17 protein-coding genes and 1 pseudogene are annotated in these 21,139 nt (G+C 61.0%); 7 read left to right on the top strand and 11 right to left on the bottom strand.

The genetic code is table 11. The features are described from left to right. The first annotated feature begins 435 nt into the window (after nucleotides 1-435). From A3H92_11930 to A3H92_11900, 7 genes are all read left to right on the top strand, one after another. Nucleotides 436-1,026: a hypothetical protein gene (locus A3H92_11930; protein ID OHC73372.1), complete on the top strand. Its 591-nt coding sequence runs from the start codon at nucleotides 436-438 to the stop codon at nucleotides 1,024-1,026. A 6-nt stretch (nucleotides 1,027-1,032) separates the two neighbouring features. After that, nucleotides 1,033-4,491 carry a chromosome segregation protein SMC gene (locus tag A3H92_11925; protein ID OHC73270.1) on the top strand — a complete coding sequence of 1,153 codons (3,459 nt, stop codon included), beginning with the start codon at nucleotides 1,033-1,035 and terminating at the stop codon, nucleotides 4,489-4,491. A gap of 107 nt (nucleotides 4,492-4,598) precedes the next feature. After that, nucleotides 4,599-4,994, top strand: coding sequence for a hypothetical protein (locus A3H92_11920; GenBank protein ID OHC73371.1), 396 nt, complete (start codon nucleotides 4,599-4,601; stop codon nucleotides 4,992-4,994). Nucleotides 4,995-5,001: 7 nt separating this feature from the next. Then, the gene (locus tag A3H92_11915; protein ID OHC73269.1) at nucleotides 5,002-5,724 is read left to right on the top strand and encodes a F0F1 ATP synthase subunit A; all 723 of its coding nucleotides are present in this window, start codon (nucleotides 5,002-5,004) and stop codon (nucleotides 5,722-5,724) included. A 63-nt stretch (nucleotides 5,725-5,787) separates the two neighbouring features. Beyond that, a complete protein-coding gene (locus A3H92_11910; protein OHC73268.1) occupies nucleotides 5,788-6,015 on the top strand; it encodes an ATP synthase F0 subunit C in 228 nt (75 codons plus the stop codon). Between the two features lie 51 nt (nucleotides 6,016-6,066). After that, nucleotides 6,067-6,558, top strand: coding sequence for a hypothetical protein (locus A3H92_11905; protein ID OHC73267.1), 492 nt, complete (start codon nucleotides 6,067-6,069; stop codon nucleotides 6,556-6,558). Continuing rightward, nucleotides 6,552-7,091 carry a F0F1 ATP synthase subunit B gene (locus tag A3H92_11900; protein OHC73266.1) on the top strand — a complete coding sequence of 180 codons (540 nt, stop codon included), beginning with the start codon at nucleotides 6,552-6,554 and terminating at the stop codon, nucleotides 7,089-7,091. Before A3H92_11905 ends, A3H92_11900 begins: the two co-directional genes overlap by 7 nt. A 265-nt stretch (nucleotides 7,092-7,356) precedes the next feature. Here the strand turns inward: A3H92_11900 and A3H92_11895 are convergent, their stop codons facing one another. The 11 genes and pseudogenes from A3H92_11895 to A3H92_11845 form a co-directional block, all read right to left on the bottom strand. Next, entirely contained in the window at nucleotides 7,357-9,408 is a 2,052-nt protein-coding gene (locus A3H92_11895; GenBank protein OHC73265.1) for a DNA ligase (NAD(+)) LigA, read from the bottom strand. Further along, nucleotides 9,405-11,078 (bottom strand): DNA repair protein RecN, encoded by a 1,674-nt coding sequence (locus tag A3H92_11890; protein ID OHC73264.1) that lies wholly within the window; start codon nucleotides 11,076-11,078, stop codon nucleotides 9,405-9,407. Before A3H92_11890 ends, A3H92_11895 begins: the two co-directional genes overlap by 4 nt. Before the next feature lie 371 nt (nucleotides 11,079-11,449). Continuing rightward, nucleotides 11,450-12,136: pseudogene (locus tag A3H92_11885) on the bottom strand (outer membrane protein assembly factor BamD). A 108-nt stretch (nucleotides 12,137-12,244) separates the two neighbouring features. Beyond that, nucleotides 12,245-13,183, bottom strand: a complete 939-nt coding sequence (locus A3H92_11880) for a UDP-3-O-[3-hydroxymyristoyl] N-acetylglucosamine deacetylase (protein ID OHC73370.1) — start codon at nucleotides 13,181-13,183, stop codon at nucleotides 12,245-12,247. Between the two features lie 227 nt (nucleotides 13,184-13,410). Next, complete coding sequence (locus A3H92_11875) at nucleotides 13,411-15,018, bottom strand: cell division protein FtsZ (GenBank protein ID OHC73369.1); 1,608 nt, start codon at nucleotides 15,016-15,018, stop codon at nucleotides 13,411-13,413. Nucleotides 15,019-15,071: 53 nt separating this feature from the next. Then, a complete protein-coding gene (locus tag A3H92_11870; protein ID OHC73263.1) occupies nucleotides 15,072-16,370 on the bottom strand; it encodes a cell division protein FtsA in 1,299 nt (432 codons plus the stop codon). A gap of 23 nt (nucleotides 16,371-16,393) precedes the next feature. Further along, nucleotides 16,394-17,053 (bottom strand): hypothetical protein, encoded by a 660-nt coding sequence (locus tag A3H92_11865; GenBank protein ID OHC73368.1) that lies wholly within the window; start codon nucleotides 17,051-17,053, stop codon nucleotides 16,394-16,396. Between the two features lie 170 nt (nucleotides 17,054-17,223). After that, nucleotides 17,224-18,129, bottom strand: coding sequence for a D-alanine--D-alanine ligase (locus A3H92_11860; GenBank protein OHC73262.1), 906 nt, complete (start codon nucleotides 18,127-18,129; stop codon nucleotides 17,224-17,226). Then, nucleotides 18,126-19,073: a UDP-N-acetylenolpyruvoylglucosamine reductase gene (locus A3H92_11855; protein OHC73261.1), complete on the bottom strand. Its 948-nt coding sequence runs from the start codon at nucleotides 19,071-19,073 to the stop codon at nucleotides 18,126-18,128. Before A3H92_11855 ends, A3H92_11860 begins: the two co-directional genes overlap by 4 nt. After that, nucleotides 19,070-20,500: a UDP-N-acetylmuramate--L-alanine ligase gene (locus A3H92_11850; protein ID OHC73260.1), complete on the bottom strand. Its 1,431-nt coding sequence runs from the start codon at nucleotides 20,498-20,500 to the stop codon at nucleotides 19,070-19,072. The genes A3H92_11855 and A3H92_11850 overlap by 4 nt, the downstream gene beginning before the upstream one ends. Further along, the gene (locus tag A3H92_11845; protein OHC73259.1) at nucleotides 20,497-21,138 is read right to left on the bottom strand and encodes a hypothetical protein; all 642 of its coding nucleotides are present in this window, start codon (nucleotides 21,136-21,138) and stop codon (nucleotides 20,497-20,499) included. Before A3H92_11845 ends, A3H92_11850 begins: the two co-directional genes overlap by 4 nt. Between the last annotated feature and the right edge of the window lies 1 nt (nucleotide 21,139).

Below are 21,139 nucleotides of genomic sequence, written 5' to 3'. Positions count from 1 at the left end.
CTATCGGCCTTAATCATTGACCCGTGGCGGCCCCCGCGCTTTCCCCTCCTTACCAAGGAGGGGAGATTGCCGCCGATACCCCCTAACGCCCGGCGCGTTGACCGAAAGAAACACCGTTTTATGAAACACAGAGCACACAGAGATCACAGAGCAAGGCACAGAGAAGAAAGGTAAAATAAAAAACAGAAAAAACTTTGCTTAATCTTCTCTGTGAAACCTCTGTGTCCTCTGTGGTAAAAATACTTAGGCCGATAACATCCTATTCGATATCCCCTCTAACTCCCCCTTGAAGCAAGGGGGAGGATTTTTCAGATTTTTATCCACAGATGCTTTCAAAAGCCCCCCACAGGGCGCTTGTGGAGTCAATCGGACAATTCTATATTTCTCCAAAATCTTGTGTCTCAGGAGGCAATATTGACCAGATACATACTAGGTATAGTGTTTTCCGTAATCTTGTTCACGGCGCAGTCGGCCGGCGCCGGCAATGTCGCGCTGGAAGAAGCGACGGTGGAGATGGTGATGGGCAACGTTGACGCTCCGGTCGCCATGATCGAATATTCTTCCCTGAGTTGCCCTCATTGCGCCGCTTTTCATCGTGAGACCCTGCCCAAGATCAAAGAGACCTACATCGATACCGGCAAGGTGAAGCTGATCTATCGTGACTTCCCCCTTGAGAGTCTGGCGATGGCGGGGGCGATGATCTCACGGTGCGCCGGCAAGGCCAAGTACTTCGGACTGATCGAGATGATGTTCCGCAGCCAGGAAAAGTGGACCCGCGCCGAAAATCCGAAGGAAGAACTTGAACGGATAGCCCGTTTCGGCGGCATGTCCAAAGCCGATGTCGGAGAATGCCTGGATAATGCCGCCCTGCTGGATTCAATCAAGGCGCGGGCGCTGAACGGCCAGAAGGAGTTCAAGGTCGAATCGACGCCGACTTTCGTCATTGACGGCGAGGTTGTCCCCGGCGCATTGCCCTTCGAGAAGTTCCAAAAGATTATCGACAAGGCTCTTGCGGGCAAGAAATAGCATCACATGCGCTTCAAAAAGCTGCGGATTTCCGGTTTCAAATCTTTTGTCGAACCCGCCGATTTTGTCATCGAAAAGGGACTGACCGGGATCGTCGGACCTAACGGTTGCGGCAAGTCCAACCTGATCGAGGCCCTGCGCTGGGCGATGGGCGAGACATCGGCCAAGCAGATGCGCGGCGACGAGATGGACGACGTTATCTTCGGCGGCACGACGGATCGTCCGCAACGCAACATCGCCGAAGTCATCCTCAGCCTGGACAACAGCGAACGCACCGCCCCCGCTCAATTCAACGACTTCAATGAACTGGACATCAGCCGCCGCATAGAGCGCGGCAGCGGTTCCACCTATCGCGTCAACGGCAAGGAAGTCCGCTCCCGCGACGTGCAACTGCTGTTTGCCGACGCCGCCACCGGCGCCCGCTCGACGGCAATCGTCAGCCAGGGCCGAATCGGCGCGGTGATCGCCGCCAAGCCGGCCGAGCGGCGCAAAATACTGGAGGAGGCCGCCGGCATCACCGGGCTGCACTCGCGCCGCCACGAGGCCGAACTGCGCCTGCGCGGGGCCGAGACCAACATGGAGCGTCTTGACGACATCCTGTCCACCCTTGAGGCGCAGTTGCAGAACCTGAAGAAGCAATCCCGTCAGGCGTCGCGTTACCGCAACCTCAGCGGTCACATCCGCAAAGCCGAAGCGAGTCTCTATTATCTTCGCTGGACCGCCGCCGCCGCCGAACTTGAGGCCGGCCGCGAGCGGTTCAAGGCGGCTGAAGCCGAGGTGGTGGAACGGACAAGGCAGGTCGCCGCCGCCACCGTCAGGCACGAGGAATGCTCCGCCGCAACGCCGGAATTGCGCCGGGCGGAGGCCGAGGCGGCGTCCCGGCTGCAACGGCTGACGCTGGCCCGCGAGGCTCTGGACGCCGAGGAGCAACGTATCGGGGAAGCCCGCCGGGACTGCCGGTTGCGGCTGGAACAGGCGGCTACCGACAGCGACCGCGAGACGGTATTGTCAGCCGACGCCGACGCCGCAGTAAAAAATATGGAGGCCGAGCGCGCCGCCATCGAGGACGCTCAACAGGGCGAGTTGACCGCCGGCGAGGAATCCGCCGCCGCCCTGGCCGTCGCCAACGAGGCGGTTAATTCCCTGGAGGCGGCGCTTGCCGAAATTACCGGTCAGGCGGCGACCGACGAGGCGCGTCGCGCCGGCCTGGAAACCTCGATCCGCGAGCTTCGGGAACGCACGCAACGGCTGGCCGACCGCGCCGCCGGCATCGCCGGGCAGCGTATCCGCCTGGAGGCCGAGGGTAATGACATTGCCGCCTTGTCCGATGCCGTCGCTCATCTGGCGGAGGCGCATTCCGGGCTGGAGCAGGCCCGCGCCGGGGTAGTCAAGGCCGAAGCCGTCCGCGTTGAAGCCGCCGACAGCGCCGCCAGGGCGGTTTCCACGCTGCATGCCGCCCAGTCGGTTATGACCCGCCTCGCCGCCGAGGAGCAAGCCCTGGCCGAAGTACTGGAAGCCGGTGATTCCGCGTGGCCGCCGCTGATTGACGCCGTAACCGTCGATTCCGGACTGGAGACGGCCCTCGGCGTCGCCCTCGGCGAGGACCTTTCGGCTCCGGTTGATGAGCCGGCGTCCGTGCATTGGCGGACCATGGCGCCCTTTGCCTCGCCGCCGGCCTTGCCCGCCGGCGCCGAGCCTCTCGCCGATTTCGTCAAGGCGCCGTCGGCTCTCGCTCGTCGTCTTTCCCAGATCGGCGTGGTCGGCAGCCATGAGGAAGGCGTGCGGCTGGCGAAAACCCTTGTTCAGGGCCAGCGGCTGGTCAGCCGTGACGGCGGCTTGTGGCGCTGGGACGGCCTTACCGTCGCGGCGGGCGCCGCCACCGCCTCGGCGGCGCGGCTGCAACAGCGCAATCGGCTTCGGGATGTGCGCTCAAAACTTGACGCCGCCCGCGCCGATGCCGCCAAGGCCGAGGCCGGTTATGCCGAAGCCGGGGCCATCGGCGACCGGGCGGCGCGGAGCGAAAAGGAAGCCCGCGAAGCCGCCGCCGCCGCCGATGCCGCCTTTACCCTGGCCCGCGACCGACAGGCATGGCTCAAGGAGAAAATGACCGAGCATGCCTCCCGGATGGCGACGCTGGAACAAACCGCCGCCGGCGTTAAAGCCGATCTTGAGGAGACGGAAACACATTCCGGGGAAGCCGCCGCCGCCCTGGCCGTCCTGCCCGATCCCGGCATCGCCCGCGACCGGATAGCCGGGATCAGGGTCGAACTGGCCGAAAACCGCGCCGTGCAACTGGAACGTCAGAGCGCTTATGACAATCTTGTCCGCGTCGCCGGACAGCGCCGCCAACGCCTCGGCGATATCGACCGTGAGCTGGAATCGTGGCGTCTCAGGCGCGAGGGCGCCGCCCTGCGCCTGGGCCAGTTGGCGGAGCGGCGCCGGACCATAAACGATGAACTGGAGCGCATTTCCACCCGCCCCGCCGAAATCGTCGAACAGCGCAATGCCCTGTTTGCCGGGATCGAGGAGGCGGAAGAGAACCGCAGACGCGCCGCCGACCGGCTGGCCGAGGCCGAAAATCTGCTCAGCGGGGCGTTGCAAAGTCTGCGCGCTTTTGAGGTCGATCTGGCCGCCTCCCGCGAACAGCGCGTCCGCGCCGAGGGCGAGGTGGAGCGGGGCGGACAGGCCGTGGAGGGGTTGGTCGAGCGCATCGCTGAAAAACTGGATTGCTCCCCCGGAGAATTGGCGGAAATCGCCGGCCTTGCCGAGGGCGCCGAGCCGCCGGGGGTGGAAGAGGTGGAAATCCGCCTTGATCGTCTGCAACGGGAGCGCGAGACCATGGGTCCGGTGAACCTGAGGGCCGAACAGGAAACCAATGAACTGAGCGAGCAGATTGAAACCCTGACCTCCGAACGGGGCGATTTGACCGGCGCCGTCGCCAAATTACGCCAGGGCATCGCCGAGCTTAACCGGGAGGGCCGCCAGCGGCTGCTGGCTTCTTTCGCCGAAGTGGATCGCCATTTTCAGGAACTGTTCTCCCGCCTTTTCGGCGGCGGTCACGCCCATTTGACGCTGACCGAATCCGACGATCCGCTGGAGGCCGGCCTGGAAATCATGGCCAGCCCGCCGGGCAAACGGTTACAGGTGCTGTCCCTGCTGTCCGGCGGCGAGCAGGCGCTGACCGCCCTGTCCCTTCTGTTCGGCGTATTCTTGACCAATCCCGCCCCTGTCTGCGTGCTGGATGAAGTGGACGCGCCGCTGGACGACGCCAACGTCGATCGCTTCTGTTCCATGCTGACCGAAATGGCGGCATCGGGACGCACCCGCTTTATGGTGGTCACTCACCACCATATGACCATGGCCCGCATGGATCGTCTGTTCGGCGTCACCATGGCCGAGCGCGGCGTTTCCCAACTGGTCTCCGTCGATCTTCACCAGGCCGAGAAACTGCGGGCGACGGCCTGAACAGGCGTTGCCGGTGAAGCTTGACAGGGTATGGAGGGGGTTATAACTTCCGAACTGCGAGCGGGGCTGTTTTGGTCATTGAGGGGGGCTTTCAGCGCTTCGTGCCGATGAGCGAATACACCCCCCCTGAATCGGTGAAAGAGGCCGAGTCGCTGCAAAACCTGGATGCAAGGTTGCGCGCCGCTATCGCCAGGAGAGAGCCGCCGAAAACAGCGGGCGCTCTCGGCGGGACGGGGACGGGAAACAGCCCGGGGAGCGGCGTAGGTCTGGCGCTCAGGATCGGGGTCGAACTGGTGTCGGCGGTGTTCCTGGGGGTGGTTGTCGGGTTGTTTCTCGACAAATGGTTGGAGACGGGGCCGCTTTTTTTGGTATTATTCTTGTTTCTCGGCGCCGCCGCCGGGTTTTTGAATGTCTATCGTACGGTAACCGGCATCGGTCTTGCCGTCGGTTATAAACCGCCCCCTGAAAAGGGCAACGACGACGAAGAAGAAGACGAAGGATAATAATCAGGTGGCAAGTCCCCTACATCAATTCGAGATCGCCCCCTTGGTTGAGATCAAGGTCGGCGGAATCGACGCCTCGTTTACCAACTCGTCTCTTTTCATGGTTCTCGCCGTGGTCGCCGCCACTATGTTTTTGGTCCTCGGCATGCGCGGTCGCGCATTGGTTCCGGGACGCTGGCAATCAATGGCCGAGCTTACTTACGAGTTTATTGCGGGCATGGTGCGCGACAATGTCGGCGCCGAGGGACGCAAGTTCTTCCCCTTTATATTCTCCCTGTTCATTTTTATCCTGTTCGGCAACATGCTCGGCCTGATGCCTTACAGCTTCACTTTCACCAGCCATATCATCGTTACCTTCGCCATGGCGGCGTTTGTCTTTGTCGGCGTCACGATTGTCGGTTTCGTCAAGCATGGGTTCAAATTCTTCGGGTTGCTGCTTCCTCACGGCGTGCCTTGGTATATCGCTCCGCTGCTGGTGCCGATTGAGCTGCTGTCATATTTTACCAGGCCGGTGAGCCTGTCGTTGCGGCTTTTCGCCAACATGACCGCCGGGCATACCATGCTGAAAGTGTTCGCCGGGTTCGTGGTGGCCATCGGCGCCGCCGGCGTAGTGCCTCTGGTTTTTGTGGCGGCGCTGACCGGGTTGGAGTTTTTGATCGCCTTTCTTCAGGCGTATGTGTTCACCATCCTGACCTGCATCTACCTGAACGATTCACTGCACATGCATTAGGGTGGATGCGGTAAGGATAACGTTAGTCAATTTACGAAATACGGCAACGAAAGGAACTACGAGATGGAAGTAGCGGCAGCAAAATTGATAGGCGCAGGCTTGGCGGTGATCGGGCTTGGAGGCGTCGGCTCCGGTATCGGAAACATCTTCGCTTCGATGATTTCCTCGGTCGCCCGCAATCCTGCGGCGGCGCCCAATGTCCAGTTGTTCATGTGGATCGGCTTTGCCCTTGTCGAAGCCGTCGCCCTGTACGCCCTGGTCGTGGCGCTGGTGATATTGTTCGTTTTCTAGCGTTACGCCTGAAGACGGGTTATACCGGGTTTTTAGTCCAAGGAGGGTTTTGTGCCGCAATTTGATCCGGCGACATTTTCCCCGCAGATCATCTGGCTGGTGATCTCGTTCTCTATCCTCTACATCGCTATGTCGAGGATAGCGTTGCCGCGCATCGGCGTGGTCATCGAGGAGCGCCGGCACAAGATCGACGAAAACCTCAAGAAAGCGGCGGAGTTGCAAAAGGACGCCAAGGCGGCTTCCGAGGCTTATGAAAAGACGCTGGTTGCGGCCAGGGCCGAGTCTCAGAACCTGTTGCGGCGGTCCCGTGAAAAGACAACGCTGGAGTCTTCGCGCAGGCATGACGAACTCGGCGTCCGTCTTTTCGCCGAGGTCAAGACCGCCGAGGAAAAAATCGGCGACGCCAAGAAAGAAGCCCTGACGCATGTCCGTGGAATTGCCGTTGAGGTCGCCCTGTCGGCGGCCGCTAAACTGTTCGGGGAAAATCCCGACGGCAAGGCGGTCGCCGATGCCGTAACCGCCGCCATGGAGGACAGATCATGAGCGTAGCGTGGGCAAACGAGGCGGCGGCGGCGGCCGGACACGGCGAAGCCTTCTACCAAACCGCCGAGTTCTGGGTTTTTATCGCCTTCTTTATGTTGATAGGCGCCGTCGGCAAAAAGGCCTATCTGAAGGTCACGGCGGCTTTGGATTTTCGTTCTGAATTCATCAATGATCAGATTGAGGAAGCAGCCAAGTTGCGCGGAGAGGCCCAGGAGATGCTGGCTTCCTTCGAGCGCAAGCAGCATGACGCCGCCAATGAAGCCAGGGAAATCGTTGAGCGCGCCCAAAAAGAAGCCTCAAGGATAGCCGATCACGCCGTCGAGGAATTAAAGAAATCGCTTAAAAGACGCGAGAAACTGGCCATAGATCGCATTGCCCAGGCCGAGGCCAAGGCCCTTGAAGAAGTGCGCGCCTTGGCGGTGGACGTGACCATCAGCGCCACCCGCCGGTTGTTGAGTGAAAAAATATCATCGGCTAAAGCATCGTCGATAATTGACGATGCGATCAGGGAACTGCCCGAAAAACTAAATTAAAAAGATGCAGGCAGTAGGGGAGGGGAAACTTATGAAGGGCCGTTCGGCCCTTCTTTTTTATGCCGATAATACCAAGGTCCATTAATATTGATCGTTGTGAGCGTCTCATCGTCATTGCGAGGAGGCGAAGCCGACGAAGCAATCCAGAGGGAGCATTCGCCGCCATCTGGATTGCTTCGCTCCGCTCGCAATGACGGTGAGGCGTGAAACTGCCGAGTCAATATCAATGGCCACTGGTATAACCTCCTTCGTAAGGGGGGGTATTTTACTTTGACCGGTCGATCAGTTCCAGCCATTCACTTTCGGTAAGGATCGTGACGCCCAGTTCCGCAGCTTTTTCGGCCTTTGACCCGGAGTCGGCGCCGACCACCACGAAGTCGGTCTTTTTTGATACCGAACCGGCGACCTTGGCGCCTAACGATTCGGCGCGGGCCTTGGCCTCGCCTCGTGACATGGTTTCCAGCGAGCCGGTAAATACCACCGTCTTGCCGGTGATCGGCGACCCCGTATCGTCCGGCGCTACGAAATTATCGACAGATACCAGTTGCTTCAAGTCATTGAGCACTTCTTGGTTATGAGGTTCGCCGAAAAAGGCCAGGATATCTCCGGCCATCGACTCGCCGATGCCGTCAATGTTGATCAGGTCGGCGAATGCTTCCGAAGCTCGGTCTTTAGCTTTGTCCATGGCGGCTTGCCAATTATCAAGCGAGCCGTAGTGTTTGGCCAGCAGCCGGGCCGTCGCTTGTCCCACCTGGGGAATGCCCAGGGCATAAATAAAGCGCTCCGGCGAAATGACGCGGCGCTGCTCGATGGCGGCGAACAGATTGTCCGCCGACTTGTCGCCCCAGCCCTCGCGCCCCCTGATTTCGACCTCTTTTTGCCTGAGCCGGAAGATGTCGGCGGGGGTCTTGATCAGGCCGTCTTGCCAAAAGGCCTCGATATGTTTGGCCCCCAGCCCCTCCAGATCGAAAGCGCCGCGTGAGACGAAGTGCCTGAGCCGTTCCACGGCCTGGGCCGGACACGCCATGCCGCCGGTGCAGCGCCAGGCCGCCTCGCCTTCCTTGCGCCGGGCCGGGCTGTTGCATTGCGGACATTTATCGGGGAATTGATAAACCGCCCGCTGTTCATGGTCCTTGTCCTTGACCACCGCCTCGACCCTGGGGATGACGTCGCCGGCGCGATGAATGATGACGGCGTCGCCGACCCTGATGTCCTTGTCGCGGATGTAGTCTTCGTTATGGAGTGTCGCTCTTGACACCACGACGCCGCCGACGGTCACCGGCGCCAGCTCGGCCACCGGCGTCATGATCCCGGTGCGGCCGACCTGGACGGTGATGGCGTTCAGCACCGTCGTCGCCTTCTCGGCGGGAAACTTATGGGCGATGGCCCAGCGTGGAGATCGGCTCGCCTGCCCCAGCCGTTGCTGCCAGTCGATGCGGTTGACCTTGTAGACAATGCCGTCGATGTCGTAGGCAAGGCGGGATCGCATTTCCTCGGTGTCGCGGTAATAATTGAGGCAATCATTCAGGTCGGAGCACACCTTGGCCGGATTGGCCGGAAAGCCCCAGGCGATCAGCCGTTGTATAAAATCATACTGGGTCTCAGCCGGCGGCTCGCTCAGTTCCCCGTGGGCGTAAGCGATAAACCGCAAAGGCCGCTTGGCGGTTACCGTCGGGTCCAGTTGCCGAAGCGAGCCGGCGGCGGCGTTGCGCGGATTGGCAAAGGTTCTTTCCTGAGACTCATTCAGTTTTTTGAAATCATCCTTGCCCATGTAGGCCTCGCCGCGCACTTCCAGCACGGCGGGGGCTTCGCCCTTCAGGGTTTGGGGGATGTCGCCGATAGTTTTGAGGTTCTCGGTAATATCCTCGCCGACTGAGCCGTCGCCTCTTGTCGCTCCTCTGATGAAGCGTCCGTTTTCATAGCGCAGCGATACCGACAGTCCGTCGATTTTTGGTTCAGCCGTTACTTCCAGCGGATCGTCCTCGCCCAGCTTCAGGAAGCGGCGAACGCGGACCATGAACTCGGCAACATCTTCGTCGCTGAAGGCATTGCCGAGAGAGAGCATGGGGACGGCGTGGCGAACCTTGCCGAACCCGACGGCAGGGGCCGCTCCGACGCGCCGGGACGGGCTGTTGGGCCTGATCAGATCGGGGAATAATTTTTCGACGGTTTCGTTGCGGCGTCTCAGGGCGTCGTATTCGGCGTCACTTATTGTCGGCGAATCGTTCTGATAATAAGCGCGGTCATGTTCGGCGATTTTTTTGGCGAGGTCTTCAAGTTCGAACGCCGCCTCCAGGGGCGTTAATTCCCGGCTCACGGCCGTGCGCTTCCGAGCAGGCTGCCGGCGGCGGCGCGGGCTTCGTCGGTGATGCCGGCGCCGGCCAGCATGCGGGCGATTTCCTCCTTGCGGGCGTCTTCGGAAAGGAGGGTGACGCCGGTGAACGTTTCCGTATCGTTACTGCTCTTTGACACTTTGAAGTGATGTCGGCCACGCGCCGCCACCTGGGGCGAATGAGTGACCACCAGCACCTGAAAGTCTGACGCCAGCATGGCCAGACGTTCGCCGACGGCGGCGGCCACGGCGCCGCCGACGCCGCTGTCCACCTCGTCAAAGATGATGGTCGGCACCGGGTCGGCTTGGGCGAGGACCACCTTCAGGGCCAGCATGAAGCGGGCCAGTTCGCCGCCCGAAGCGATGGTTTTCAGCGGCCCCGGCGGCGTTCCGGGGTTGGTCGCCGCCATGAAGGCGACATGATCCATGCCGAAGGCGTTCCAGGCGCTTTCGGCCAAGGGTTCGAGCGCCGTTGCGAAGACGGCGTTGCCCAGCTTCAGCGGCTCCAGTTCGCCGTTTAACGCTTTGTCCAGTTCCGTCGCCGCCCGTTGACGCGCCCCGGTCAAGGCGGCGCCGGCCTCGACGTATGCGGCGCGGGACGCTTTCTCCCGGCGCTTCAGGTCTTCCAGTTCGGCGCCGCCGTCTTCCAACGCCGCCACCCGCGTTTCCAGTTCCCGACGAAGGAAGGGCAGGGCCTCACAGTCTGTTCCATGCTTGCGGGCCAGCGCCCTTAAGGCGAACAGCCGTTCCTCGACGGATTCAAGGCTGTTCTGGTCCGAATCCAGATCGGCGCCCGCCTTGTTCAGCAGAGCGGCGCCTTCGGCGGCTTCCGCAGCGGCGCGTTCGAGGGCGGCGATGGCGTCGTCCAGGCGGCCCTCGGCTTTGTCGACAACCCGTTCCAGATGACGGAGGGCGCCGCGCAGGGATTCCTCGACGCCGCGACCGGAGATCATCTCTTCATTGGCCTGATTCATCGCCTCCATCAGCTTTTCGCCATGCATCAGCACCGTGCGCCGGGAGGCAAGTTCTTCTTCCTCGCCCGCTTGCGGATCGAACAGGGACAACTCGCCGACGGCGTGGCGCAGGTAGTCCTCGTCGCGTTGCGCCGCCTCAAGATCGGCCTCCGCCTTCTTTTTGGCGGCGGCGGCGCGTTGCCATTCCTCCCAGGCGGCGGCGGCGCCGCCCAGCGGGGATTTTGTTTCTCCATAGGCGTCCAGAAGCCCGCGATGAGAGGATGAATCGAGCAGCCGTTGGCTCTCGAACTGCCCATGCACCTCAACCAGCGCGTCGCCGAGCGAGCGCAGCAGCGAGACGCTTACCGGCTGGTCGTTGACAAAGGCGCGGGATCGACCGTCGGCGGAAAGCACCCGCCGTAAAAGCAGCGCATTGCCGTCGTCTTCAATGCCGTGTTGCAAGAGAATCTCGCGGACGGGATGGTCCGGGCCGGCGTCGAATTCCGCCGTCACCGAGGCCTGCGCCGCGCCATGACGGACCAGTCGGGCCTCGGCGCGCACGCCGAGCGCCAGGCCCAGCGCATCCAGCAAGATCGACTTTCCGGCGCCGGTTTCGCCGGTGAGGACGCCCAACCCGCCGTGAAACTCCAACTCCAGGCGATCAATAAGAACAACATCGCGAATCGACAGGGAACGCAGCATTCCGCCGACCGCTACCAGAACCTGTACCAGGGGGAGTTTTCTTTCGCCGGAGCGGCTTTGTTGTCTTTCGCCGGGGGTTCCTTGGTCTGGGGAGGAGTCTCCTTGGCGACGGCGTTGATGGGGGGCTTCCAGAACTTGTACCATCTGTCCGTCGGCGCCGGCTTCATGACCGCTTCTTTGGCTTCTCCCTTCGGAGTCGATTTAGGTTTATTTTGCGCGTCCTCTTCCTTGGATTTCCATATCTTGTACCAGGCGTCTTCGTCCTTTTGCGGCGGCGGCGTCTTGATATGGACGATCTTCTTTTCGTCGCTGCCGAATTCGTACCAGGATTTTTCCTTTACCGGACGGAAGGGCTTGTTTTCGACCGTTTCATAGGAGTCGATATACCAATCCGACCCCGGGAAGTTATGGCCGAGAACCGACGCCGTCCTGCGCGCTTCATCATCAATGCCGAGGGCGAAATAGGATTCCGTCAGGCGGTGCAGGGCCTCCGGCACATGGGTCGTGGTCTGGAAGCCGGCGACGACCGCCTTGAACCGGTTTATGGCCGCCAGATAATGCCCCTGGTTCAGATAATAGCGGCCGATCTCCATTTCCTTGCCGGCCAAGTGGTCATTGGTCAGGTCGATTTTGATTCTGGCGTCCCGCGCATACTTGCTTTCGGGGAAACGGGCGGAAACCTCCCGCAGGGATTCAAGGGCCAGCAACGTCATTTTCTGATCACGGCTGACGTCGGATATTTGCTCATAGTAGCAGAGCGCCTTCAGGTAGTGGGCGTAAGCAATATCCTGGCTGGACGGATGAAGCTGGATGAAGCGGTCGAGCGCCACGACGGCGTCATCGTAGTCATTGTTCTGATACAGGCTGTAGGCGGCCATTAACTGAGCCTTGGTCGCCCAGGTCGAGTACGGGTGCTGGCGTTCGACCTCATCGAATATGGCCGAGGCTTCGCGGAAACGCCCGGTGTTGAGCGTGTCCATGCCGTCGTTATAAATTTCGCCCACCGGGCGCTCGACATATTCGGGCGCGGTGTAATCTACGCAGGCGCCCAGCGACAGGAACAGGGCGGCGACGAACGGCAATAAGGGGTTCTTGACCATGGCGGGGCGATTATATCACGCCGATGCCGGGACAATGCAACTTCATAGAAATTAACAGGGGAAAATTCAGGCGGTGGCGGCGATTGCCGATGTCTTGCTTTCAAACCATTCGCCTTCGCCGGTGAGCGATTCGGCCTCGTTGACGCTCATCGTAACGAAACTCCAGGCTTCCTTGTCGGCGAACATGGCATGAAGCAGACGGCTGGTGGCGGCATGTCCGGAGCAGATGCCGTTGAAGCCGCCGATGACGGGAGCGCCGGCCAGATACAGGTCGCCGACCGCATCCAGAACTTTGTGGCGGACGAATTCATCATCAAAACGCAGCCCGCCCTCATTGAGCACTTTGTCGCCGCTGATGACAACGACATTGTCAAGCGATCCGCCCTTGGCCAATCCGGCGGCCCGCAAAGGCTCGACCTCGTGCAGGAAGCCGAAGGTGCGGGCGCGGGCCAGCTCTTTCTTGAACGATCCGTTGATCATGCCGAGCGAGAAGGACTGGCGGGACACCGCCCGGCTTTCAAAATCAATCTCGAAGCCGAAAGAGAAGCCGTTGCCGGGAACCAGCGAGGCTACGCAGTCCCCGTCACTGACCAGGACCGGCTTGTGCAGTTTGATAAAGCGGCGCGGGGCCGACTGTTCAACAATGCCGGCGCATTCAATCAGAAATACGAAAGGCGCGGCGCTGCCGTCCATAATGGGAACTTCCTGCCCGTTGATCTCGATCAGGACGTTATCAACGCCGCACCCGGCGAGAGCCGCCATCAAGTGTTCAACGGTGCCGATCGTGACCCCGTCGGCATTGCCGATGGTGGTGTTCATCCTTGTATCGACTACATTGTCCCAGGAGGCCTGAATCGAGGCGCCGGCTGCGGCAATGTCCATGCGTTTGAAGCGAATGCCGCTGTTTTCCTCGGCGGGGATCAGGGTCATGACGACCTTGTCGCCGGAATGCAGACCGACGCCGGCGCAATTGATGGATGTCTTAAGCGTTTTCTGCTTGACCATCTTCGGTGAGCCGAACTGCCGCACCGACCTGTCGCCGCTCTTTATGAACCCCATAATGACACGCCGCCCCCCATTTGCCGGGCCTGATGCGATTGCGCCGGACTTGCCCCTGGTAACCCTGCGTCCTCTTGCAAAAGAGGATGCCGCCCGAATCTGTGTACCAATAAGCCGGCCTGTGGACAAATCACTCTTTGTTACCGAATGTTACGCATGGCGATCCCTTGTCGTCAGTTAGCCTGTCGGCGTAAAAACGCCGGAATATCAAGCAGATCAACTTCGACCTGACAGGTCGAGATTCGGTCATTGGAATCGAGTCCTCCGAGAAGCTTCTGTTCGCCTTCATTGTCGGCGGCGCTTTCCGGCGCATTGACCTTCACGGGAGGCTTCAGCGTCGCAACTACATTATGAGAGGGTTTGGCGGCGCGGCCGGTGCCGGTAACCCGTTCAAAAAGGCTCAATCCCATTGACTTGACCGCTTTTATTTCGGCCTTAAGTCCGGCCTTGGGACCGCCGTTAGCCATTGCGGCGGCGGCGAAGGGATCGATTGATTCGGGATTTATCCCGGTAATCGGCTCTACCGGCGCCGAAGGAATAAAGGGGTCGGCGGAGCCGACAGACGGCGTTGCAGGGATATGCGCTTCGGCGTCGTCCGCCGATTTCACCGCCTCAACTTCGATCATCGGCGACGGCAATTCGCCTTCATTCACCATCGCCGCCGGTTCCTCGACCGTGCTTTCGGCGACGGCCGGCGCAAAGGCCCTGCCGATTTCTTTCTGTTCTTCCTCATGGCGGGCGGAGGCCGTGGGCTTGCCGACCGCATGGGCCAGATTGATCATGACGGGCGTGGGCCTGGCCATCGCCTCCATGTCCATGCCGGTGGCCACTACCGAGACGCGCATTCTGCCGGCCAGGCTTTCATCGAAGGTGGAGCCGAAGGTAATGCAGGCGTTGACGTCCACTTCCTCGCGAACCCTGTTGGCGGCTTCATCCACCTCAAACAGCGTCATATCGGAGCCTCCGGTGATGTTGATAAGCACGCCTTTTGCCCCCTTCATCGTGGTGTCGTCCAGCAGCGGGTTCGAGATTGCCGCTTCGGCGGCGTCAAGGGCGCGTCTTTCGCCGTCGGCCTCGCCGGTTCCCATCATCGCCTTGCCCATGTCGCCCATGACCGAGCGGATATCGGCGAAGTCGAGGTTGATCAGGCCCGGCATCACCATCAAATCGGTGACTCCCCGTACGCCGGAGTAGAGTACGCCGTCGGCCATCTTGAAGGCGTCGGCAAAGGTTGTCTTTTCGTTGGCGACGCGAAACAGGTTCTGGTTGGGGATGACGATCAGGGTATCGACGAACTGCCCCATTTCCCTGACGCCTCCTTCGGCGATGGTCATGCGTTTTGCGCCCTCGAAATGGAAAGGCTTGGTGATCACGCCGATGGTCAAAATCCCGTGTTCGCGGGCCGTTTTGGCGATCACCGGCGCGGCGCCGGTGCCGGTTCCGCCGCCCATTCCGGCGGCGATGAACACCATATTCGAGCCTTTGATCTGTTCGAGAATTTCATCGATGCTTTCTTCCGCCGCCGCCCGTCCGATTTCCGGCCGCGCCCCGGCGCCCAGACCTTGGGTAGTGCCGCTTCCCATTTGAATGCGGCGCTCGGCGCGTGACTGGGCCAAGGCTTGAGCGTCGGTGTTGGCGACGACGAAATCGACGCCCTCCAATACCGAGGAAATCATGTTGTTGACGGCATTGCCGCCGGCGCCGCCGACGCCGATAACGGTTATGCGGGGTTTCAGATTGTTGGTATCGTTGCCGCCGGGGATGCTCAGTTTAATGCTCATGTCGTTCTCCTGGTAAAACATAGACCGCTTGATTGCTGAAAAAGCTGCTCATCTTAAAAATTCTCTCGTAGCCATTGGCCGAGTCTGTCGAGGCGGCCGCTCGGCTCTTCAACCGGCCGATAGGCTCTGCTCGAATTTTCCACCGATCCGCCGGCGGCGAATTTCAACAGCCCGGCGCAGGTGGCGAACGCCGGGCCGCACATGGATTCCGCCAGTCCGTCAATGGGGAAGGGGCGTCCCATGCGCACCTGCTTGTTAAAGATTCTGCCGGCGAGTTCATGGATGCCCGGCAGTTGGCTGGCGCCGCCGACCAGCACCATGCGGCCGGCAACTTTGCCGAACCCGGCGTCATCCAGTCGGCTGCGCGCCATTTCAAGGGTTTCCTCAAGGCGAGGACGAATGATCCCGACCAGCATCGAGCGCGGCACCTGACAGGAGTCGGCGCCTTTCTCATCGCCGATCAGCGGCGCCCTGATTACTTCGCGGTCGTCGGACGCTGAGGGAATTACGTTTCCGTAAAGGGTCTTCATCCGTTCGGCATGAGTTACCGGCGTTGATATCCCTTTGGCAATGTCGCTGGTAACGTGAATGCCGCCTATCTCAATGATGTCGGTGTGGACAAGTTCGCCGTCGAAAAACACCGAAATGCCGGTGGCGCCGCCGCCCATGTCGATGAGCGCCGCGCCTAATTGTTTTTCATCGTCAACCAGACAGGAAAGGGCCGAGGCGTACGGGGAGACCACCTTGGCTTCGATGTCCAGATGGCAGCGCGCAACGCTGTTGGTCAGGTTGCGCACGGCGCCGGAGGCGGCGGTGACCACATGCATGTTGACGCCCAGCCGCTCGCCGAACATGCCGCGCGGATCGCGAACGCCGCGAGTGCCGTCAATGCTGTAGCCTACCGGAATGGTGTGGACCAATTCATGATCGGCGGGCAATTTCTTCACCAGCCCCGAGGTGTCGAGGATGCGGCGCAGATCGGAATTACCGATTTCATGGCCGTCGATGGTGACTTCATAAGCAATCAATCTTGACTTGGGCGCGCCGCAAGACAGGTTGATAATCACCCGGTTGATGTTTTCTCCGGCCATTTTTTCGGCGGCCTCGACGGAGGAGCGAATGGAGCTTTCCACGGCGTCCATGTCAACGACGGCGCCGCAGCGAAGCCCTTTGGAGGCGTGATGGCCGACGCCGACCACCCGCAATTTATTTCCCGATCCGTCTTTGGCCCCCGTCAAGGGGTCGTTTCCGGGTTCACAACGGGCAATGAAGCAGCATACCTTCGTGGTGCCTACATCCAGCGCTGCGATCAGCCCGTTACGGGCCTTGATTTTCTTCTTTCCCTTTTTCATTCCCTTGGCTTTCTTGTTTTCTTTCAGGTTTCCCTGCCGCCCACTATTTCCGGGGTTTCTAATCTGGGGGTTTTGCGAACGATCAGGCGGTCGGGAATGCGCAGGTCGAGAACCTTGATGTCGCGGTCCAGAACCTGATTGGCGCGTTCGTATTCGGCGAGCCTCGCCCAGGCGTTCTCGGCGTTGTCTTCCGGCAGATGAACGTTGATTCCGTTATTCATCAAAATGTTCCAGCGGCGACCGCCGACCCGCACCGCCGCCTTGGCTTCGGTCAGCAATTCCGGCTGGGTCGCCAGCATTTCAAGCAATTTTGCGGCATGGGCGGGGGCGTCATCGCCGACTACCTGGAAAAGGTCGGAAAAACGGTCCACCCCTTCATTGATGATCACTTTTCCTTCGCTGTCGATAAGGGCGAATTGACCTTTGTTTTGCCAAAGAGCAAACGGTTTACGTTCAGCCACGGTGACGAAAACGATGTCGGGAAGCATCCGCTCAATGGTCGCCGAATGCACCCACGGCAAGGATTCTACCCGCTGTCTGGCGGCGTTAAGATCGAAGGTCAGGATGGGGTCGCCACGGTCTATATGTATTGCGTCCAGCAGATCAAGGCGGGTCGTTTGGCTTCGCCCCATAACCAGGATTTCACGGACAGTGAAACCCAGCTCCCTGGAAACGGCGATGATTTTTCCGTGGGCGCGCTCGGAAACTCTCGCTGCGACGCCGTTGCTTAACAACCATATTCCGCCGCCGAGGAATGACGCGACCGACAGCAACGCCCACAGGGCAAGCGCCGGACGCGAGCGCCACAGGGGAACGACGCGGCGTCGCGGTTGTCCTTTGGCGTTTGTTTCTTTCACCGGTCGCACTCCGCGTTCTCCACCATCCAGGAAACAAGCTCTTCAAATGAGATGCCCGCATGGGCCGCCTGCTCGGGCGTCAGCGATGTATCGGTCATTCCCGGCTGAGTATTGACCTCAAGAATGAACAAGGTATTACCGTCGTAGCGAAAATCGGCTCTGGAAACTCCCCGGCAGCCGAGCGCCTGATGGGCTTTCAGGGCAAGGCGCATAGCCTCGTCGTAGACTTCGGCCTTAAGGTCCGCCGGCAATACATGGACGGAGCCGCCTTTGGCGTACTTCGCGGCGTAGTCGTAGAAGCTGTGTCTGGTGGTAATCTCGGTGACGCCCAACGCCCTGTCGCCCATTACCGCCACGGTGAGTTCCCTTCCCGGCACGAATCGCTCGACCATGACGTAATTGCCGAACGGACAATCGGATTTGGTAAAGGGGGCGGCGCCGTCCTCGTCGCGGACAATGCGAACGCCGACGCTGGAGCCTTCATTCAACGGCTTTATGACATAAGGCCGATCCATGACATCGCCGGCGGCGGCCTCGTCGCGGCGCACTACCTTGTGTTCGGCGACGGGGATTCCGGCGTCGGCGAACAGGCGCTTGGCCATCGGCTTGTCCATGGCCAGGGCCGAGGCCAGCACGCCCGAATGGGTATAGGGGATATCCAGGATGTTGAGTAGGCCCTGTACGCAGCCGTCCTCGCCGAAGCGTCCGTGCAGCGCGTTAAACACGGCGTCGGGGCGAGGGTACAGATGAGTCATCAAGGCCCCCATGTCGCGCTGGATGTCGATGGGCGTGGTGCGGTAACCGGCCTTTCGCAAGGCGTTGGAGACGGCGGCGCCGCTAAGCAACGAGATCTCCCGTTCGGCCGACCAGCCTCCCATAAGAATCGCAATATGTTTGCTCATGATTCGGCCTCTCCGATTTGACTCAGATCGGGAACGCCGATGCGGCGGATTTCCCATTGCAGTTTGATCCCGGCGACCGCAAACACCCGACGGCGGATTTCCTCGCCCAGACCTTCCAGGTCGGCGGCCGTCGCGTTGCCGGCATTGATGAGAAAGTTGCAGTGCTTTTCGGAAACCACGGCGCCGCCGCGACTCAATCCTCTGCATCCGGCGCGGTCGATAAGCTCCCAGGCTTTCATGCCGGGCGGATTGGCGAAGGTGCTGCCGCCGGTAGGCGTGCGCATCGGCTGGTCGGCCCGGCGCTCGGCGGCGATTTTGTCGATGCGCCGCGCAATGACGCCTCTGTCTTCGGGTTGTCCGCGCAGTACGGCGGAGATGAATGTCCAATCCTCGGCGACGCCGCAATGGCGGTAGGTGAAATTCATGTCTTCCGGGGCGAGGTCATGAGCGGCGCCGCTCCCGTCGAGCGCCTTGGCGGAGACGATGCAATCCTTGATCTCGGAGCCGAAGGCGCCGGCGTTCATTCGCAGCGCCCCGCCTATGGTTCCGGGAATGCCGCTGAGAAATTCCAGTCCGCCGATGCCGGCGTCGCGGGCGGCGGCGGCGACATTGACGTCCAGGGCCGCCGCGCCGGCGTGAATTTCCGTTCCCTTGATTTTGATGTCGGAGAAGCCCCGGCCCAGGCGCACCACTACGCCGCGAACTCCGCCGTCCCGCACCAGAAGATTCGAGGCGACGCCGATAACGGTAACGGCGACATCGGACGGTTTGGCCGCCAGAAAAGCAGACAGGTCATCAATGTCGGCCGGCCGGAACATGACCTCGGCGGGACCGCCGACCTTGAACCAGGTGATCCTCGACAGCGCCGCGTCCGCGCTATAGCGGCCGCGCACAACCGGCAACCGCTTAATCAGGGAGGGGGAATGTTTATGCGCCGCCATCATTTGCGGGCCTCCTTGCCGGCGCCGCGCAAACGCCTCAGCGCGTCGGGCAATTCATAGGCCCAGGCGGTGATATTGCCGGCGCCCAGGCACACCACGAAGTCGCCTGCCCCGGCCAGATCATTGATGATTCCCGCCAACTCTCCCGGCGCCGGCAGGGAGACCACCTGCCGGTGGCCGTGGGCGCGCAGACCGGCGACCAGGGCTTCACGGTTAACTCCCTCCCTGGGTTCCTCGCCGGCCGCGTAGACGTCGGCCACCACCACTATGTCGGCGTTGTTGAAGCAGGTGCAGAATTCCTCGAACAGGTTGCTCAACCGGCTGTAGCGGTGCGGCTGGACGACGGCGATCACCTGATTATCGGCGGCGCTGCGCGCCGCTTTGAGCACGGCGGCGATTTCCATAGGATGGTGTCCGTAATCGTCGATCACGGTAATGCCGTCTACTTCTCCCGCCTTGGTGAAGCGGCGCTTGACGCCCTTGAACTCGGCCAGCGCCTTGCGCAGCACTTTTGCATCGATTCCCATCTCGACGGAAATGGCGACGGCGGCCAGCGAATTGAGAACATTGTGGTCTCCGACCATCGGCAGGCGCAGGTCTTTGATGATGCTGCTTTTACTTTCCTCGCGGCAGGTGATGACGGCGTCGAAAGTAACGCCGCCGTTATCTGTCTTCAGATTTATGCCTCTGATTTCAGCCTGGGGACTGAACCCGTAGGTGACGACCCTGCGGCCCGGAACCCTGGGGATCATCGCCTGCACTTCGGGATGGTCGATGCACAGCACGGCGAAGCCGTAAAACGGAATGTTCTCGACGAATGAATCAAAGGCGGCGCGCAACGCATCGAACGTGCCGTAATGATCCAGGTGTTCGGGGTCGATGTTGGTGACTACGGCGATGGTCGCCGGAAGCTTGAGGAAGGTTCCGTCCGACTCATCCGCTTCGGCCACCATCCATTCCCCCTTGCCGAGACGGGCGTTGGTCCCCCAGGCGTTAATGATGCCGCCGTTGATAACCGTGGGATCAAGGCCGGCGGCATCCAGCAGAGCCGCAATCATCGAGGTGGTGGTGGTCTTGCCATGGGTGCCGCCGATAGCGATTGACCATTTCAGGCGCATCAATTCGCCCAGCATCTCGGCGCGGCGCACCACCGGCAACAGCCGCTTGTGGGCGGCGGCGACTTCCGCGTTATCGGGTTTGACCGCCGATGAGATCACCACTACCTGGGCGTCGCCCAGATTTTCCTCCCGGTGGCCGATGGACACCTTGACGCCCATGGCGCGCAGGCGCTTGACGTTGGCGTTGTCGCTGACATCGCTGCCCTGCGCCTTATAGCCGAGATTGTGCAGCACTTCGGCGATGCCGCTCATGCCGATGCCGCCGATGCCGATGAAATGGATGGTGCCGATGGAAAGGGGGAATGCTCTCATGCCGCCTCTCTTTTGCTTTCCGGCCCGCCGCCGGAAGACATCAGTTCAAAGACCATGTCGGCCAGCCGCTTTGCGGCGTCGGGCCGTCCCGCCTTAAGGGCGCAGGCCGCCGTATTGGCGAGGATCGCCGGCAGGCCGAACAGCGACTCAAGACGCGCCGCCAGGGTTTTGGCGTTAAACGAATTCTCCGGCATAAGCCAACCGGCGCCGGCCTCATCCACGGAATGGGCGTTGACCGACTGGTGATCGTCGATGGCGTGGGGATAGGGAACCAGGATGGAAGGACGTCCGACCACCGTGATCTCGGAGACGGTGGAGGCGCCGGCGCGGCCGATGATCAGGTGCGCCGCCGCCAACCGCTCCGGCGCGTCATCGAAGAATGGCTTCAGTTCCGGCGCCATGCCCAGTTGCTTATAGGCGCTGCGGGTTGCTTCCAGGTCTTCGGGGCGGCATTGCTGGGCGATGACGAGGCGCGAGCGGATAGCCTCGGGCAGCAGCTCGACCGCTTTGGGCATGACTTCGCTGAAGACATGGGCGCCCTGGCTTCCGCCGATCACCAGGATGTTGATAGCTCCCTTGTCTCCGAGGGCCGGATAGGGCGTTTCGCGCATCTTGACGATAGAGGCGCGCACCGGCATG

The organism is Rhodospirillales bacterium RIFCSPLOWO2_02_FULL_58_16 (genome assembly GCA_001830425.1).
GTDB lineage: Bacteria > Pseudomonadota > Alphaproteobacteria > Rhodospirillales > 2-02-FULL-58-16 > 2-02-FULL-58-16.
The sequence above is the reverse complement of the archived record's forward strand: the minus strand, read 5'-3'. Positions and strand labels throughout refer to the sequence as shown.

Excerpts from the sequence above, each read along its gene's own strand:
- A3H92_11870 (OHC73263.1), bottom strand. The coding sequence starts at position 16,370 with ATGAAAAAGGGAAAGAAGAAAATCAAGGCCCGTAACGGGCTGATCGCA.
- A3H92_11925 (OHC73270.1), top strand. The coding sequence starts at position 1,033 with ATGCGCTTCAAAAAGCTGCGGATTTCCGGTTTCAAATCTTTTGTCGAA.
- A3H92_11845 (OHC73259.1), bottom strand. The coding sequence starts at position 21,138 with ATGCCGGTGCGCGCCTCTATCGTCAAGATGCGCGAAACGCCCTATCCG.
- A3H92_11855 (OHC73261.1), bottom strand. The coding sequence starts at position 19,073 with ATGATGGCGGCGCATAAACATTCCCCCTCCCTGATTAAGCGGTTGCCG.
- A3H92_11880 (OHC73370.1), bottom strand. The coding sequence starts at position 13,183 with ATGGTCAAGCAGAAAACGCTTAAGACATCCATCAATTGCGCCGGCGTC.
- A3H92_11860 (OHC73262.1), bottom strand. The coding sequence starts at position 18,129 with ATGAGCAAACATATTGCGATTCTTATGGGAGGCTGGTCGGCCGAACGG.
- A3H92_11850 (OHC73260.1), bottom strand. The coding sequence starts at position 20,500 with ATGAGAGCATTCCCCCTTTCCATCGGCACCATCCATTTCATCGGCATC.
- A3H92_11875 (OHC73369.1), bottom strand. The coding sequence starts at position 15,018 with ATGAGCATTAAACTGAGCATCCCCGGCGGCAACGATACCAACAATCTG.
- A3H92_11910 (OHC73268.1), top strand. The coding sequence starts at position 5,788 with ATGGAAGTAGCGGCAGCAAAATTGATAGGCGCAGGCTTGGCGGTGATC.
- A3H92_11890 (OHC73264.1), bottom strand. The coding sequence starts at position 11,078 with ATGCTGCGTTCCCTGTCGATTCGCGATGTTGTTCTTATTGATCGCCTG.
- A3H92_11920 (OHC73371.1), top strand. The coding sequence starts at position 4,599 with ATGAGCGAATACACCCCCCCTGAATCGGTGAAAGAGGCCGAGTCGCTG.